The sequence below is a fragment of the Bacillus sp. PS95 genome (assembly GCF_037963565.1).
In the GTDB taxonomy this organism is placed as follows: Bacteria; Bacillota; Bacilli; order Bacillales; family Bacillaceae; genus Bacillus; species Bacillus subtilis.
The window spans coordinates 4,068,450-4,083,695 of the sequence record NZ_CP150160.1; the positions used below are offsets into that span (position 1 = coordinate 4,068,450).

A 15,246-nucleotide genomic window follows, 5' to 3' on the forward strand; every position below is an offset into this window, starting at 1 on the left:
CCATTTTTACTACGAGACCAAATTCCTCTAGTCTATCTCATTGAAACCCTACAGCCCCTAACGTATAATATCCCAGAAAACTTCAAAGGAAAGAATATTATACATGGAAAAACCAGCTGGATTTTGGATTCGGGCAGCCGCCTCTATTATTGATGTATTTATTATAGCTATATTCTCTTTCATTATGATTTTCATTAACACCTTCATTGTGTTGCCACTCATTGATGCAGCAGGTACACACATGTCAGAAGCCCAATATGAGTTTTTCATGTTGATCATTGGCACAATCCCTGTTTTGGCCATCATATTTATTTTCGCTATTCTTTACTATAGCTTGCTGACTTCCTCAAACATGCAAGCAGCATTGGGAAAAAAACTCATGGGCATCATCGTTGTCAATCAGTATAGCGAGCGTATTTCTTTTTGGCACAGCTTCGGCCGTTTCTTCGCTTACACATTATCTAAGATCTTATATATCGGTTTTATCATGGCGGCCTTTCCCTCTAAACTGGCATTACATGATTATATTTGCGGGACAAAGGTTGTCTATAAAAATAAATATCTTGATTGATCAAAAAAACAGGCTGCCGAGTTAACCTCGCCAGCCTGTTTTACTATTTCCCAAAAGCCATCAGCTTCGTATAACTTCCAATATAAAGCGTTCCGTCCTCAGCGAGCTGAGGAGATGACACGACGTTGCTGTCGGTTTGATAGCTCCATAATTCATTGCCGTTTGCGTCTGCCGCATAAACCTTCATATCATCTGACCCGAAATAAACCGTTCCCTTCGCGTCAATCAGCGGCGCCGTTCTGACAGGGCCGTCTGTGTAGAATGACCAGTTCATATCCCCGTTTTTGCTGATGGAAAACAGCTCGCCGCTTCCTGAGCCGATGTAGATATTGCCATTATGATCAATCGCAGGAGATGAGCTGGAGAACCCGTTTAGCGGGAATGTCCATTTCAAACTGCCTGTTGATGTATAAGCATACAGCTGTCCATCTTGGTTGCCGGCATAAATGTTTCCATCCTTATCAATCACCGGATATCCTTTAAACGCATTTGACGTCGTTCTGGACCATTTCACCTGTCCGGTTCCGGAGTTGATCGCATAAAACACGTAATTATATGTGCCGACATACACGGTGCCGTTTTTGGCAAGCACCGGCACAGAGCTGACGACACCATTTGTTTTCAACTTCCAGCGCTCTGTCCAGGTTGATTTTGACGTCGGTTTGATCGCGTGAACATAATTATCAAGTGTTGAGAAATACAGCGTCCCGTCTGAACCGATCACCGTTTCAGAGCTTGGCCCGCCGCTTAACGGAACCGTTGTTAAAATTTCTCCCGTTTCTTTGTCAATAAAATAAATCTTTTTGTCATAGGATGCCAAATAGATAACGCCGTTGGTCCCAAGTACAGGAGATTGCGTATATGTTTTTCCAAGATTGCCCGTCACCCATTTGACTGAGCCGTCTGGATTAAAGGCTTTCATTTCCCCGTCTCTGGAATGAAGATATACTGTGCCGTCTCCGTCAATCACAGCCCCCGCTCCATTTTGCGGAGTCGTTCTGATGTCGTTTTGCCATTTCAGCGTCCCGTCTGTATTTCCGGCGAACCGGCTTTCGCGTGACCAGTTAAACATGGCAGGTGCCATCGCTTGTACATCATATCTTCCTGTCAAAAAGCCAGATGCTCCATTATTTTGAGAAAACACCGTTTCCGCCGCATAAGCAGCTGTCGGCTGAAGCACTTTGGCAGCGGGCACATCAGAAACAGCGCCGGCCGAAACAGCCGCCGCCACCGCAGCTCCCGCAATCAAAGCTTTCATACGAAATGACTTGACCATCATTGAGACCCCCATTATATGTAACTTCTAATTTGTGACCATCATAACATATTCATCCATTTTATAAATCTATTTCACAAAAACATCACAAACTAGAAAACTATGTAAGAGTATTCACGGACGTTTTTTCAGCACCCGGCCGAAATGCAGCCACAAACCAAATGACGTTGACAGCAGCCGCAGCGAGACTAATTCCGAAAACAAAGATCACCTCAGAAAGCAGATGGTCACTAAAGAAACTAAACATCAAGATAAAACCGGCCGAAGACAAATGAATCAAAAGCCCGAAGCCGCAAAGCACCGCCATGACATACCTCATTGCATCAACTCCGAGCATATAAACGAGAAATGGAATGAAATACAATACAAGGATCATACCGACAGCTGACCACATGCCAACTGAATTAAACTGATTGGCCGCCGCTCCCGTTCCGGCCAGCGGCGAAAGTGAAGCCGCCACAATCACGGCGCAAAAAAGAAACGCAGAAATGGTTGTCATGATCGCCACGCTATTTTTTTTAGACATCAAACTCCTCCTTTAATAGAAATATTAACCTTTTTCATTATAAGTAAGTTGAATGTTATATTCATTATATTTTTTTAAAAAATCCAGAACATACAAAAATGATATGATTCTTTCTGGTATATTTATATAGTAAAAAACAAAGGATAAAAGACTCATTTTTCTGTAATATCAGGATTTTATCACCATACCATATTGCATGTACTTGTTTTTCAAAGTATACTATTCCAGATTAATTCAGAGGAGAGAGAAAAATACATGGAAAAACCAGCAGGATTTTGGATTCGTTTTTTAGCTTATTTTATTGATGGCATTATTGTATCTGTTCCTAGTTATATTATTCTATTTGTGATCAATTCTGTTTTTGTAGCTGGGGCTGTGGCAACAAACCCTTACATGACGGAAGAAGAGTATTTAGTAAAATACATGACGCTTGCATTTTTGCCTACTATGCTGATCATGATCGTCATCAGTGTGTTATATTACGGGCTGCTCACAGCTTCTAAAATGCAAGGCACACTTGGCAAAAAAATTCTTGGCCTGAAAGTGGTCAATGAACAGGGTGAACGGGTTTCTGTCGGACAGGGAATTGGCCGTTACTTTGCCTATATCTTATCTGGTATCATCTTTTATATCGGGTTTATCATGATCGCCTTTGGAGAGAAAAAAGGCCTGCATGACATCATTTGCAAAACACGTGTCGTGTATAAATAATAGAAAAAAGTCTAGACGCCAATAGGCATCTAGACTTTTGTTTTCTTTACAATAGGCTGCCACGACAGATACGTAGCGCTTCTCCACAGCCACTCAAACGGCCCCATCCGAAAGACACGAAGCCAAAGGTGGCTGAAGACCATTTGAACGGCACAAACCGTAATTGTAATGAGCACACCGGCAGCAGGGTACACTTTTCCATACAGGTCCAAGCCGTAATGATAAAAAATCCAAGTACATACAATAGACTGCATCAGATAATTGGTAAATGCCATCCTCCCAACAGCGGAGAATGATTGCAGCACTGTTCTCACTCTTGTTTTATGATAAAGATAGACAACCGTTGTAACATAGAAAAACATGAGGAAAGGCGCGCCAATCAGCAAACATATTTCTTTATCCGTTACATTGTACAGCACCTGGGCGCCGATGCCGATGACAAGCCCAGCCATCCATAATCGTTTTAATCCTTTGCGATGCTTTTCCGGTTCATGCAAATACCGTGATTTTGCTGCCGCAGCTCCCAGCAAAAACATGCTGAAATAAGGAATGGATGCAAAGAAGAAGTTGAGCGGATTATACGTAAGCATGCCATTCGAAGACATATAAACAAGACGGTCATGGATCCGCTGTTCTGCAATGTCCTTCAGGCTGCCGCTTCCATAAACATGAATCGATTGTGTTGCCTGCTGTGTTACCGCTTGTACCCATTCCTGTCCGTTTGATTGATCAAAACTTGTCAACATGAACGGAATGGAAAACAGAAGATACAAAGAGACCGCCCATATCAGCAGTGTTTTCGGCTTTGCTTTTCGAAACAAGAGCAGGACAAAACCGAGCAGGGCATATTCTGTTAAAATATCCCCGTCCCATATCAAAAAGGCATGAATCGTTCCAAACAAGAGAAGCGCCATTAACCTTCTCACATATAACGGAACAAACCGTTTCCCTTTGTTTTCTGCTCTCTCCATCATGACAACCATGCCAAATCCAAATAAAAAGGAAAACAATAAAATACATTTTGTTTGAATGAAGAATTTCAGTATGTCTGCGGCGGCAAAATCAGCTTCAGACCACTTATCCATGAAAAAATTCTCTTTTCCAAGCATAGACAAATACATATCCGGATAACTGAAATGTGCCAGATTGACAAATAAGATGCCGAAAATCGCCATTCCTCTCAGCACATCAAGCACACCGATCCGCTCATTTGCCAAAGTCGGCTGTAATGAAGACATAGCCATCACGCTCCTTTTTTCTGTACCTTAAGGGTATGAAAAAATGAAGCGCGGAAACATCGATTTAGGTGTCAGGCCGGCATGAAAACCTTACAATCTTGTCATCTTTATGGTTTCATCACCTTTAAATCTAATGCTTCGATATTCTGCAAAACGCGATCAAAACGCAAAGCCTGAGGCTCACATGGGAAGATGTGGCCTTCATACGGGTCGCCCAACGTCCGGAAAAACGGTTCAAATAAACCAGGAACCAATACGCCCACCATCTTAGTATAGTGAGAATCAAGGCGATAGGAGTGAACGGTATTTGCAGGGACATGCAGGAAATCTCCCGGATTCAGCTGAATTTCCTGGCCATCTGCCCACATCGTCATCTGGCCTTCAAGGCAATAAAATGTTTCTGTATGATGTTCATGGTAGTGATCAACGATTCGGTCACCTTTAGGGCCTTCAGAGGATACGACGATAAACTGGCCATCTGTATTTTTTTGTGCAGCCACAATGCGGTGAAGCTGATCTCCCGTCAACAGGCGATCTCCTTCTCCAGATTCAAGAACGTATGGAACGGCTCCATCTGGGAGCTCTGTAAGTTCCGCTAATTTGGCCGAACATGCAGGCTTTTCTTCATCTAGAAATACAATGTCCGCTACAGCGGCTGCTTCTGCAAACCGCTCGTTTGAGACTTCTTCGCTTGCGTACGGCGGATGTTCAGCGTGATCATACGGATTCCCAATAACGGAATACAAGTGCGCTACGTTTCCTTTCATCGTGTAAGACACCAGTCTTGTTCTGTGGCTCTGCATCCGGTAGCTGTGCGGTGTTCCCGCCGGAATGTTGGCATAATCACCTGATATTAATAAATAGCGTTCACCATCAAGTGTCAGTTCCAGTTTCCCGTCCAAAACGAGAATTCCTTCATGTGTGTCCTTGTGGACGTGAAGCGGAAAGGCATCTCCTTTTCCCCCGGAAAGAAGCACGATCTCAAACAAATCACCTGTGCTCCTCCCATTCGCCATCACCGTGGCAACCTGTCTGCCGAACAGATAGCGCTCGCCTTCTCCGCTCCGGAGCAAATAAGGCATTTTTTCTTTAGGCAATGAATGTGTACATAATGTTTTCATATTATCGCTTCCTCCAATTTAGACCAGTCTATATACTATAACTTTTTTTTACTAGACCGTTCTATATAATTGTAGGAGAAAGGATAACAAAATGCTACCCTTTTTTTCTCACCAGCACTGGTATTTGTTCGGCAATGAGAAGAAGAGGCGTTTTGTCTTTATTCGTTAACGAAAGCATGATGCCGCCCTCAATCATCGAATTAATCAGCGTTCCAAGCTGATTTGCTTCTTCTTCTGCAAATCCGTTTTCCATTAATTTTCTGGCAAAAACCGCTTCCCAGCTTTTAAACACCTTCATGCAAACCGTCCGCAGCGGTTCACTGATTAACGCTGTCTCACTCGCCAGCAAACCGACTGGAATACCTTTAATGCTTTCTGTGTTGTCAAATTGGCTGGCTGTTTTTTTGATAAAAAGCTGAATCGCTTCAACAGGATCAGAGGATTCATCCATGCTTTGCTGTATCAGATGTTCAACGATCTTACCTGTATATGTAACCGCTTCAATTGCTAGTTCTTCTTTGCCATTCGGAAAAAAGTGATAAAGCGATCCTTTTGGAGCACCGCTTTCTTTTACAATCTGGTTCAAACCTGTCGCGTGATATCCTTGCAGCTGGAACAGACGTGACGCCGTGTGAAGGATTTTTTCACGTGAATCTCCTCTGCTAGTCATTAAAACATTCCCTCCTAGGTATGGTAGAGCGACTTATATAATATAAAAAAGAACCCTGTGATTGTCAAAAGGGGTAAGACCCTTCCGGATGGGGTAATGTACAAAAACAGCGTCTAGGAGGGATCTCTCAATGACAATCGATCATTCAGTCACAAATACAGAGCAGCTTGAACAACAGAACCCCGCCATAAAAACAAAGCTCAAACTGAAAAAGCTTAAGGATCAGGTGATCGTCATTACCGGCGCTTCAAGCGGTATCGGACTTGTCACGGCGAGAATGGCAGCTGAAAAAGGCGCAAAGGTCGTGGCAGCAGCGCGAAATGAAGAGGCGCTGAAGGAGCTCACTGATGAACTTAAGGAAAAAGGGCACGACGCCATATGGGTAAAGGCGGATGTCGGAAAAGAAGAGGACGTCAACCGCATCGCAGAAACCGCGATCAGCACATTCGGCCGCTTTGATACATGGGTCAACAATGCGGCCGTCTCGACTTTCGGACACGCCATGGACGTCACCGTCGAAGACATGAAGCGCATGTTCGACACAAATTTCTGGGGACCTGTTTACGGAACAAGAGCGGCTGTCAAACACTACACCGGCAGAGGTGTGCCGGGCGCACTCATTAATGTAGGAAGCCTGTTCGGAGACAGGGGAACAGTCATTCAATCCACATATGCGTCTGCCAAATTTGCGCTTCACGGCTGGACGGAAAGCATCCGAATGGAGCTTGAAAAGGAACAGGCGCCCGTCTCGGTAACGCTCATCCACCCGGGCAGAATTGACACACCTTATAACGAGCATGCGCACAGCTACCTCGACAAACAGCCGGCTCATTACCGCTCCATGATCTATCCACCGGAAGCAGTCGCCGAAGCGATCCTGTTTGCCGCCGAACACCCTAAGCGCGACATGTACATCGGGTCACAGGCCAAAGCCATCGCCATGCTGGGCGCGCTTTTCCCTCGTCTGACAGACAAACTGATGGAAAAAATCATGTATCACAGCCAGCATGCCGAAAAACCGTCCAAACCGCGAGAAGAAAGTGCTCTTTATGATGCGGGCCACGGTATGCATGACAGAGGCACAAATAAAGGATGGATGAGGTCAAGAAGCTACTACACAAAAGCGACGAAGCGCCCCATTGTATCGGCGGCTGTTGTTGCCGGACTAGTGGCTTGGGCTGCCGCCAAACGATGCAGATAATCTCTGACCATAAGAAAAACCCATGCTGTTCCAGCGAACCATGGGTTTTTCAGCTGTTAATCGATAAAAGCCTTGTTCATACGCTGCAGCAGCTCGCCGAACATCTCTTTTTCCTGTGTTGACCATTCTTTCAGCATCTGTTCATAACGTTCAAGGCGCTTTTGCTGATCGGCTTTTAATAGTTGTTTGCCGAGTTTTGTAATGGTAAACAGGCTTACTCTCCCATCAGACGGGTCTGAGAAACGATAGATGAGCTCCTTTGCCTCTAATGCAGCTGCTTGTCTTGAAAGAGTAGAAATATCAAGCTTAAACGATTCAGCCAATTCCTTAACACGAGCAGGCCCAAACTCATCCAATTGTCTCAGTAATAAGTACGAAGATCTCTCCAAATTCCCTGTTCTTTTCTCCGATTGATCCAGATAAACAGCTCTCCTGATAAAAGTCGTCAGCTCATATTCAATTAATTCAACTGGATTTTGATTTTGCAATCGCTCTCGCTCCCTATTCCAATCTCCGGCATTGACAACATCATATATGCTTGTATAATACAAATGTACATTAACTGAATAAATACAAGTCGTTATATGACTAAATCAATTATTATACTTGTATAGTACAATCATATAAAAAGAAAGTAAAGCGATTCCTCAGAACCATCCTAGAAGCAAGCACCAGAAAGGAGGAAGCTGTTCTGATTGGAGAGCAGCACTTGATGTGAAAGTCATACGAATTATTTTGCAAGTGTTGATATTATATGTATTTTTTATGATCGGGGAAGCCATTCAGCATCTGTTTCATTTACCCGTGTCAGGAAGCATCGTTGGATTGGTATTGCTTCTGATCTGCTTGGGCCTCCGTATTGTTCCTGTCTCCCTCATTGAAGACGGAGCAGGGTTTTTATTATCCTTCCTTCCATTGTTGTTCATCCCGGCAATGACAGGAGTGATAAACTATCCGTCTCTCATTTCATTCAATGGCCTGATGCTGCTGATTACAGTCGTTCTCAGCACCATCGTCACGATCATTGCGGCTGGATTCGCCAGCCAGCTATTAGAGAAAAAAGCAAAAAAACGGGAGGAGAAAGAGAAATGCAGCAAGCATGTATCGCGATCATTATAATTCTTTTAACAGTTGCCGCTTATTTAGCGATGGTCAAACTCTATAAGCGATTCCCGCTTCCATTTCTGATCCCCGTTCTCACAACGACCATTTTGATTGTAGCGGCTTTGATGATGTTCCATGTTTCCTATGAAGGCTATATGATCGGGGGGAAATGGATCAATTCTTTGCTTGGGCCGGCTGTTGTGGCGCTGGCCTATCCGCTTTATAAGCAATGGCATATCATTGTCAAACATTGTGTTCCCATTTTAGGCGGCGTCCTGGTCGGCTTATGCATGGGAATGATCAGCGGGCTGATCTTCGCAGAAGCATTCGGGATTGATCATGATCTCTTATTATCCATTCTGCCAAAGTCGATCACAACCCCTGTCGCTATTCAGATCGCCGCCGGTCTTGGCGGCGTCCCTTCCATGACAGTCGTATTTGTCATGATTGCGGGCTTTTCAGGCGTCATCCTCGGGCCGCTTTTCCTAAAATGGCTTCGCATACGCAGCTCCCTTGGACAAGGCATTGCATTAGGCAGCGCCTCCCACGCACTGGGTACCTCCAAAGCATTGGAATATGGGGAACTGGCCGTATCCATGAGTTCCGTCTCCATGACGCTTTGTGCGGTGCTCGGCTCATTCTTCGGCCCGCTCGTCGTCTGGCTGTTTCATATTTAACAAAGAAAGACTGCCCCGGGGGAGGGCAGTCTTTTTCGTTTAAGAAGCAAAAAAATCAATCAGCGGCTGAAAGTCCTTAGATAAATCAACGTCATTCGGTTCTGCTTGAAGCAGGCGGTCAATCATTCGCTCCAGCTCCTCAACATCATTCTTATCCGTATATTCAATGAAGTTTAAGCTTTCAAGCCAATCCCGATATGAATGTTTGGCTTTGCCATAGCTGTTTCCAAAGACAAGGCAAGGTGTTTTGGTGATAATCGAGAAAATCATCGCGTGAAGGCGGTCGGTAATCACCAATTTACTGGAGCCGATGCGGTCCAGCATCTCCATAAAATGCTTTTCACGATCAGCGTAATCGATGGTGTCTACCGTATCCAGCACCGTATCGGTACGCTCTGTGTAAGTTGTTTTTTCTGCCCATTGCTTCATCTGTGAAATAAAATCTTCGTCAGTCACTTTCTCCTTATCCGCTCTTAAAATAAAGAGAACGCCGTCCCGCTCGAGCTCTCGCGGCACAATATCCAAGGAAAGCACCATGTCCGGTGTAAAGATCACATTGGAGTTGAAGGTCTCTTTCACAACATCCAGTGTTTGCGTCTCACGCGCAGCAATCGTTAAGTTTGTATTTTGATGGTACGCATCCTGTGTTTTTTTCTTTTCCTTCTGTCCTTCCTCTGTATCCTCAAAATAAACGGATTGTGGCAGAGAAATTGATTTGTAGTCTTTAAATGCCGAAAAGACCTTTCTTCTGTCTTCCTCAATATCAAGATAAAGGTTTCCTAAGTTCCCTCCGCCTGTAAAGCAGACAATATCGTCTTCACGAATGATCTCCTTCACCAGTTCAATGCCCTCATCCGTCGCATAATCCATAATCTCAATGTATTCATAATACGGAAAATGATTTTTGATAAATTTCTCTTCCGCATACGCAATCGCTTGGTCTCCAATGTTTGTGTAACTAGGGGAACCAAACAAAAATACTTTTCGTTTATCATTTAACAGAGCTTCCGGCTCCACATTTGGCGCAATGCCTTTTACTAGTTTTTTGCCTTTGATTTCTTGTACAGTCATATCTGCGTCCTCCTTCTGGGATGAATTCCTCATTGTGTGTTAACTGTCTCTACCCAAAAAGAAGGATGGCTATGCATTGGCGTGTGCATCGGCTATATCAGAAACATCGTTTTCGCCAATTTGATAGTCACTGCAATGTCCCGCGCCGTTCTTTCCATATATTCCGCGGCATGTTCAAACGCATCTTCTAGCGGCACGGCTCCGGGAACGATGCTGAAAAGCGCATCGATTCCGTGTTGATAGACGGCATCACTGTCTCGTGATACTGATCCCGCAATACCGATGACGGGCACATCGTATGATTTAGCCGCCTTGGCTACGCCGATCGGCGTTTTTCCATGAACCGTTTGGCTGTCGATCCGTCCCTCGCCGGTAATCACAAGATCTGCATCCTGAACGATACTTTCAAAATCAATCGCATTAAGGACAATATCAATGCCTCTTTTCAGGTCAGCCTGAAGATAAGTCAGCAGGCTCCATCCAAGACCGCCCGCTGCACCGGCGCCCTCTGTATCTCGGAAGGTTGATCCGAGCTCTTTTTCTGCCATATCAGCGAAATGGTTTACGTTCTGTTCTAGTACATCCAGCATGTCGGCCGTCGCGCCTTTTTGCGGTCCGAAAACAGCCGTAGCACCCTTTGGTCCTGTTAACGGATTGTCCACGTCACAGGCAACTTCCAGTTTGACATTCCGCAATCTGGAATCAAGCCCGCCAACATCTATTGATGCAAGCTGAGATAACGCGCCGCCCCCTGGGCCAATCTCGCTGCCTGAGTTATCAAGAAGCCTTCCGCCCAATGCCTGAATCATCCCGGCTCCCCCGTCGTTCGTGGCGCTTCCGCCGATTCCGATGATCAATCGCTCCGCTCCCGCATCAAGAGCTGCTCCGATTAATTCTCCCGTTCCCCTTGTTGTAGTGATGAGCGGATTTCGCTTATCTACAGGCACCAGATGCAGCCCTGAAGCAGCAGCCATTTCAATCACAGCTGTTCTCCCATCTCCCATCATGCCAAAGAAAGCTCTCACCGGTTCCCCCAGCGGCCCTGTGACAACTTGCTCTATGATCCTTCCATTGGTCGCATCGACCAGAGATTGAACGGTTCCCTCGCCGCCATCCGCCACCGGCAATTTTCTGTAATCAGCACCCGGAAAGACCGATTTGAAACCTCTTTCTATCGCTTCGGCTGCCTCCAGAGCTGATAAGCTTTCCTTAAAAGAATCAGGTGCAATGATGATTTTCATCCAAATCGCCTCTTTCAAAACATGATTCACTTATGCTAGTTATCACCAATGTACCATATTCCATTTAGAAATAAATACCATAATGATCGGGAAAAATTTTATTAAAAATTAGAAATGAAAGTGTTTGCATAAAAGAAATATTCACGTTATCATACTTGTATACAAGTATACTTCTTGAGTGAGGAAGGTGAGTGTATGCTAGACTCCAAAGACCTGTTGTATCCCGCAAAATGGCTCTCAAAAGCGTCAACCGGAGTTCGTGTCGCATACGAGCTGAGAATGCGGATCGTTTCAGGCCTGATTGAAAGCGGTACCATTTTATCAGAAAATACAATCGCCGCCGAGTTTTCAGTAAGCCGTTCGCCGGTTCGCGAAGCGCTAAAAATACTCGCATCCGAAAAAATCATCCGCTTAGAACGAATGGGAGCGGTCGTAATTGGTTTAACTGAGAAGAAAATCGCGGAAATTTATGATGTGCGGTTACTATTAGAAACATTTGTCTTTGAACGGCTTGTCAAAATAGACATTGAGCCTTTAGTTAAGGATCTCAGCAAAATTCTTGAAATGATGAAAGTCTCAATCAAATATGAGGACGCTGACGAATTTTCATTTCAAGATGTGCTGTTCCATGAAACCATTATCCGAGCGATTGATCATTCATACATTCAGATGATCTGGAACAATCTAAAACCCGTCATGGAAAGCTTTATTCTTTTATCGATGCGGGTACGGTTAAAGGAAAAGTATGAAGACTTCACAAGGATCTTAGATAACCACGAGCTTTATATTCAAGCCATCAAAACAAAGGATAGGGCGCTGATGATTCAGTCTCTTCACCAAAACTTTGATGATGTGCAGGATAAGGTAGAAGACCTATGGCTCTCACAACAAATGCTGGCAAAAGGAGCTGAATACAACAATGACTAGTTATATGTTAGGAATCGATATCGGCACGACAAGCACAAAAGCTGTGCTGTTCAGTGAAAACGGGGATGTGGTACAGAAAGAAAGCATCGGCTACCCGCTCTATACACCGGACATCTCAACAGCAGAACAAAATCCGGAAGAGATTTTTCAGGCAGTCATCCATACAACAGCGAGAATTACAAAACAGCATCCCGAAAAACGGATCTCTTTCATTTCGTTCAGCAGCGCCATGCACAGCGTCATTGCAATCGACGAAAATGACAAGCCGCTGACGCCATGCATCACATGGGCCGACAACAGAAGTGAAGGCTGGGCGCATAAGATCAAAGAGGAATTGAACGGACATGAGGTGTACAAACGGACGGGAACACCGATTCATCCGATGGCACCGTTAAGTAAAATTGCCTGGATCACGAATGAAAGGAAAGAAATCGCTTCCAAGGCAAAAAAATATATCGGCATCAAAGAATACATTTTTAAACAGCTGTTCAATGAGTATGTCATCGATTACTCATTGGCATCAGCGACAGGCATGATGAACCTGAAAGGCTTGGCTTGGGACGAAGAGGCACTGCGCATCGCAGGCATCACGCCGGATCACTTATCCAAACTCGTGCCGACAACCCAGATCTTTCAGCACTGCAGCCCGGAAATAGCGATCCAAATGGGGATCGATCCGGAAACGCCTTTTGTCATCGGCGCCAGCGACGGCGTGCTGTCCAACCTCGGCGTCAACGCCATTAAAAAGGGCGAAATCGCCGTCACCATCGGTACAAGCGGTGCCATTCGGACGATTATTGACAAGCCGCAAACCGATGAAAAAGGGAGAATTTTTTGCTATGCCTTGACGGACAAGCATTGGGTTATTGGGGGACCTGTGAACAATGGGGGCATCGTCCTTCGCTGGATCAGAGACGAGTTTGCCTCCTCCGAAATCGAAACAGCGACACGGCTGGGCATTGATCCATATGACGTGCTGACGAAAATTGCCCAACGCGTCAGACCCGGTTCTGACGGTCTGCTGTTCCACCCATATCTCGCCGGAGAACGCGCTCCGTTATGGAATCCGGATGTACGCGGCTCATTTTTCGGCCTGACCATGTCGCATAAGAAAGAGCATATGATACGCGCGGCATTGGAAGGCGTCATTTACAACCTGTACACGGTGTTCTTGGCGTTAACTGAATGCATGGATGGCCCGGTAACCCGCATCCAAGCGACAGGGGGATTTGCAAGGTCAGAGGTTTGGCGCCAAATGATGTCGGATATCTTCGAATCAGAGGTTGTCGTTCCGGAAAGCTACGAAAGCTCATGTCTCGGCGCCTGCATTTTAGGCCTGTATGCAACAGGAAAAATTGACTCTTTCGACGCCGCGTCCGACATGATCGGCAGCACATACAGACATACGCCGATCGAAGACTCAGCCAAGGAATACAGAACATTAATGCCGATTTTCATCAATCTATCAAGATTATTAGAAAATCAATATACACAAATTGCAGATTATCAGAGGGGCTTAATCACACACAAATAGTACATGACATGAAGGGGAGGGCATTACCATGCCGTTAATCATCGTTGCACTTGGGATCTTAGCATTACTATTTCTGATTATGGGCTTAAAATTAAACACATTTATTTCCCTGCTGGTCGTATCGTTCGGCGTGGCACTGGCACTCGGGATGCCGTTCGATAAGGTTGTCAGCTCCATCGAAGCAGGAATAGGGGGGACTCTTGGCCACATCGCGCTCATCTTCGGACTCGGTGCGATGCTGGGCAAGCTGATCGCGGATTCAGGAGGCGCACAGCGCATTGCGATGACGCTCGTCAACAAATTCGGTGAGAAAAATATTCAATGGGCCGTTGTCATTGCCTCATTCATTATTGGGATTGCGTTATTTTTTGAAGTAGGACTGGTTCTATTAATTCCGATTGTCTTTGCGATTTCAAGAGAATTGAAGATTTCTATTTTATTTCTCGGAATCCCGATGGTCGCGGCACTATCCGTCACACACGGTTTCCTGCCGCCGCACCCGGGACCTACGGCGATCGCCGGTGAGTATGGCGCAAACATTGGAGAAGTGCTGCTGTACGGCTTTATTGTTGCTGTTCCGACAGTGCTCATCGCAGGGCCGTTATTTACAAAGTTCGCGAAAAAAATCGTTCCTGCATCATTTGCGAAAAACGGCAATATTGCATCACTCGGCACACAAAAAACGTTTAACCTTGAAGAAACACCCGGCTTTGGAATAAGTGTCTTTACTGCAATGCTCCCGATTATCATCATGTCGGTCGCGACCATTATCGACCTGCTTCAAGAAACAATCGGGTTTGCAGATAACGGAATTTTAGCTTTTATCAGATTGATTGGAAACGCATCGACTGCTATGATTATTTCGTTATTGGTCGCAGTCTATACAATGGGCATCAAGCGCAACATTCCAGTCAAAACCGTGATGGATTCTTGTTCAACTGCCATTTCACAAATCGGCATGATGCTTTTGATCATCGGAGGAGGCGGCGCCTTCAAACAAGTGCTGATCAACGGCGGTGTCGGCGATTACGTAGCAGACTTATTCAAAGGAACGGCATTATCGCCAATCATTCTGGCATGGCTCATCGCGGCGATCCTGCGCATTTCTCTAGGATCAGCGACTGTTGCCGCACTAAGCACAACAGGTCTGGTCATCCCGTTATTGGGCCATTCTGATGTTAACCTGGCGTTAGTCGTGCTCGCAACAGGCGCCGGAAGTGTCATCGCTTCACACGTCAATGATGCCGGCTTCTGGATGTTCAAGGAATACTTCGGATTAAGCATGAAAGAAACATTTGCCACATGGACATTGCTGGAAACCATTATTTCCGTTGCTGGACTGGGATTCATTTTATTGTTAAGTTTAGTTGTATGAAAT

At 45.3% G+C, this 15,246-nt stretch carries 16 protein-coding genes; 8 read left to right on the top strand and 8 right to left on the bottom strand.

From position 1 onward, the window contains the following. Positions 1-103 precede the first annotated feature (103 nt). Entirely contained in the window at positions 104-571 is a 468-nt protein-coding gene (locus tag NSQ12_RS21110) for an RDD family protein (RefSeq protein ID WP_041338094.1), read from the top strand. 43 nt (positions 572-614) lie between these two features. On the opposite strand, the gene NSQ12_RS21115 is transcribed toward NSQ12_RS21110, so the two are convergent. Continuing rightward, entirely contained in the window at positions 615-1,847 is a 1,233-nt protein-coding gene (locus NSQ12_RS21115) for a PQQ-binding-like beta-propeller repeat protein (protein WP_144453139.1), read from the bottom strand. A gap of 100 nt (positions 1,848-1,947) precedes the next feature. Further along, complete coding sequence (locus NSQ12_RS21120; RefSeq protein ID WP_024572867.1) at positions 1,948-2,373, bottom strand: DUF5391 family protein; 426 nt, start codon at positions 2,371-2,373, stop codon at positions 1,948-1,950. A 255-nt stretch (positions 2,374-2,628) separates the two neighbouring features. Between NSQ12_RS21120 and NSQ12_RS21125 the strand changes: the two genes are divergently transcribed. Next, a complete protein-coding gene (locus NSQ12_RS21125) occupies positions 2,629-3,084 on the top strand; it encodes an RDD family protein (RefSeq protein WP_015250840.1) in 456 nt (151 codons plus the stop codon). A gap of 29 nt (positions 3,085-3,113) precedes the next feature. Here the strand turns inward: NSQ12_RS21125 and NSQ12_RS21130 are convergent, their stop codons facing one another. The 3 genes from NSQ12_RS21130 to yxaF all read right to left on the bottom strand — a co-directional run bounded on the left by NSQ12_RS21130 (position 3,114) and on the right by yxaF (position 6,113). After that, positions 3,114-4,322, bottom strand: coding sequence for a DUF418 domain-containing protein (locus NSQ12_RS21130; RefSeq protein ID WP_339175591.1), 1,209 nt, complete (start codon positions 4,320-4,322; stop codon positions 3,114-3,116). Positions 4,323-4,429: 107 nt separating this feature from the next. Beyond that, complete coding sequence (qdoI, locus tag NSQ12_RS21135; protein ID WP_003227025.1) at positions 4,430-5,443, bottom strand: quercetin 2,3-dioxygenase; 1,014 nt, start codon at positions 5,441-5,443, stop codon at positions 4,430-4,432. Between the two features lie 94 nt (positions 5,444-5,537). Beyond that, entirely contained in the window at positions 5,538-6,113 is a 576-nt protein-coding gene (gene yxaF / locus NSQ12_RS21140; RefSeq protein ID WP_003227022.1) for a transcriptional regulator YxaF, read from the bottom strand. A gap of 130 nt (positions 6,114-6,243) precedes the next feature. Here yxaF and NSQ12_RS21145 point away from each other — a divergent pair, with 130 nt between their 5' ends. Beyond that, a complete protein-coding gene (locus tag NSQ12_RS21145) occupies positions 6,244-7,314 on the top strand; it encodes an SDR family oxidoreductase (RefSeq protein ID WP_003227021.1) in 1,071 nt (356 codons plus the stop codon). A 56-nt stretch (positions 7,315-7,370) separates the two neighbouring features. Here the strand turns inward: NSQ12_RS21145 and NSQ12_RS21150 are convergent, their stop codons facing one another. Beyond that, on the bottom strand, positions 7,371-7,802 hold the full coding sequence (locus NSQ12_RS21150) for a MarR family transcriptional regulator (protein WP_003243994.1): 432 nt from the start codon (positions 7,800-7,802) through the stop codon (positions 7,371-7,373). 226 nt (positions 7,803-8,028) lie between these two features. Here NSQ12_RS21150 and NSQ12_RS21155 point away from each other — a divergent pair, with 226 nt between their 5' ends. Then, positions 8,029-8,433: a CidA/LrgA family holin-like protein gene (locus tag NSQ12_RS21155; protein ID WP_029726136.1), complete on the top strand. Its 405-nt coding sequence runs from the start codon at positions 8,029-8,031 to the stop codon at positions 8,431-8,433. After that, a complete protein-coding gene (locus NSQ12_RS21160) occupies positions 8,403-9,095 on the top strand; it encodes an LrgB family protein (RefSeq protein ID WP_003227015.1) in 693 nt (230 codons plus the stop codon). The genes NSQ12_RS21155 and NSQ12_RS21160 overlap by 31 nt, the downstream gene beginning before the upstream one ends. A 39-nt stretch (positions 9,096-9,134) precedes the next feature. On the opposite strand, the gene NSQ12_RS21165 is transcribed toward NSQ12_RS21160, so the two are convergent. Together NSQ12_RS21165 and NSQ12_RS21170 are read right to left on the bottom strand one after the other, a co-directional pair. Continuing rightward, positions 9,135-10,166, bottom strand: a complete 1,032-nt coding sequence (locus NSQ12_RS21165; RefSeq protein WP_003242482.1) for a polysaccharide pyruvyl transferase family protein — start codon at positions 10,164-10,166, stop codon at positions 9,135-9,137. A 92-nt stretch (positions 10,167-10,258) separates the two neighbouring features. Continuing rightward, on the bottom strand, positions 10,259-11,407 hold the full coding sequence (locus NSQ12_RS21170; RefSeq protein WP_029726135.1) for a glycerate kinase: 1,149 nt from the start codon (positions 11,405-11,407) through the stop codon (positions 10,259-10,261). Between the two features lie 195 nt (positions 11,408-11,602). On the opposite strand from NSQ12_RS21170, the gene gntR reads away from it, so the two are divergent. The 3 genes from gntR to gntP are packed head-to-tail and all read left to right on the top strand — an operon-like array spanning position 11,603 to position 15,243. Further along, positions 11,603-12,334, top strand: coding sequence for a gluconate operon transcriptional repressor GntR (gntR, locus tag NSQ12_RS21175; RefSeq protein WP_003243132.1), 732 nt, complete (start codon positions 11,603-11,605; stop codon positions 12,332-12,334). Next, positions 12,327-13,868 (top strand): gluconokinase, encoded by a 1,542-nt coding sequence (gene gntK, locus NSQ12_RS21180; RefSeq protein WP_029726134.1) that lies wholly within the window; start codon positions 12,327-12,329, stop codon positions 13,866-13,868. Before gntR ends, gntK begins: the two co-directional genes overlap by 8 nt. Before the next feature lie 28 nt (positions 13,869-13,896). Next, on the top strand, positions 13,897-15,243 hold the full coding sequence (gene gntP, locus NSQ12_RS21185) for a gluconate permease GntP (RefSeq protein ID WP_003227006.1): 1,347 nt from the start codon (positions 13,897-13,899) through the stop codon (positions 15,241-15,243). The last annotated feature ends 3 nt before the right edge of the window (positions 15,244-15,246 follow it).

Coding starts and splice junctions, on each gene's coding strand:
- NSQ12_RS21120 (WP_024572867.1), bottom strand. CDS start 2,373: ATGTCTAAAAAAAATAGCGTGGCGATCATGACAACCATTTCTGCGTTT.
- NSQ12_RS21110 (WP_041338094.1), top strand. CDS start 104: ATGGAAAAACCAGCTGGATTTTGGATTCGGGCAGCCGCCTCTATTATT.
- gntP (WP_003227006.1), top strand. CDS start 13,897: ATGCCGTTAATCATCGTTGCACTTGGGATCTTAGCATTACTATTTCTG.
- NSQ12_RS21130 (WP_339175591.1), bottom strand. CDS start 4,322: ATGTCTTCATTACAGCCGACTTTGGCAAATGAGCGGATCGGTGTGCTT.
- gntR (WP_003243132.1), top strand. CDS start 11,603: ATGCTAGACTCCAAAGACCTGTTGTATCCCGCAAAATGGCTCTCAAAA.
- NSQ12_RS21125 (WP_015250840.1), top strand. CDS start 2,629: ATGGAAAAACCAGCAGGATTTTGGATTCGTTTTTTAGCTTATTTTATT.
- NSQ12_RS21145 (WP_003227021.1), top strand. CDS start 6,244: ATGACAATCGATCATTCAGTCACAAATACAGAGCAGCTTGAACAACAG.
- NSQ12_RS21115 (WP_144453139.1), bottom strand. CDS start 1,847: ATGGTCAAGTCATTTCGTATGAAAGCTTTGATTGCGGGAGCTGCGGTG.
- NSQ12_RS21165 (WP_003242482.1), bottom strand. CDS start 10,166: ATGACTGTACAAGAAATCAAAGGCAAAAAACTAGTAAAAGGCATTGCG.
- yxaF (WP_003227022.1), bottom strand. CDS start 6,113: ATGACTAGCAGAGGAGATTCACGTGAAAAAATCCTTCACACGGCGTCA.
- NSQ12_RS21170 (WP_029726135.1), bottom strand. CDS start 11,407: ATGAAAATCATCATTGCACCTGATTCTTTTAAGGAAAGCTTATCAGCT.
- gntK (WP_029726134.1), top strand. CDS start 12,327: ATGACTAGTTATATGTTAGGAATCGATATCGGCACGACAAGCACAAAA.
- qdoI (WP_003227025.1), bottom strand. CDS start 5,443: ATGAAAACATTATGTACACATTCATTGCCTAAAGAAAAAATGCCTTAT.
- NSQ12_RS21160 (WP_003227015.1), top strand. CDS start 8,403: ATGCAGCAAGCATGTATCGCGATCATTATAATTCTTTTAACAGTTGCC.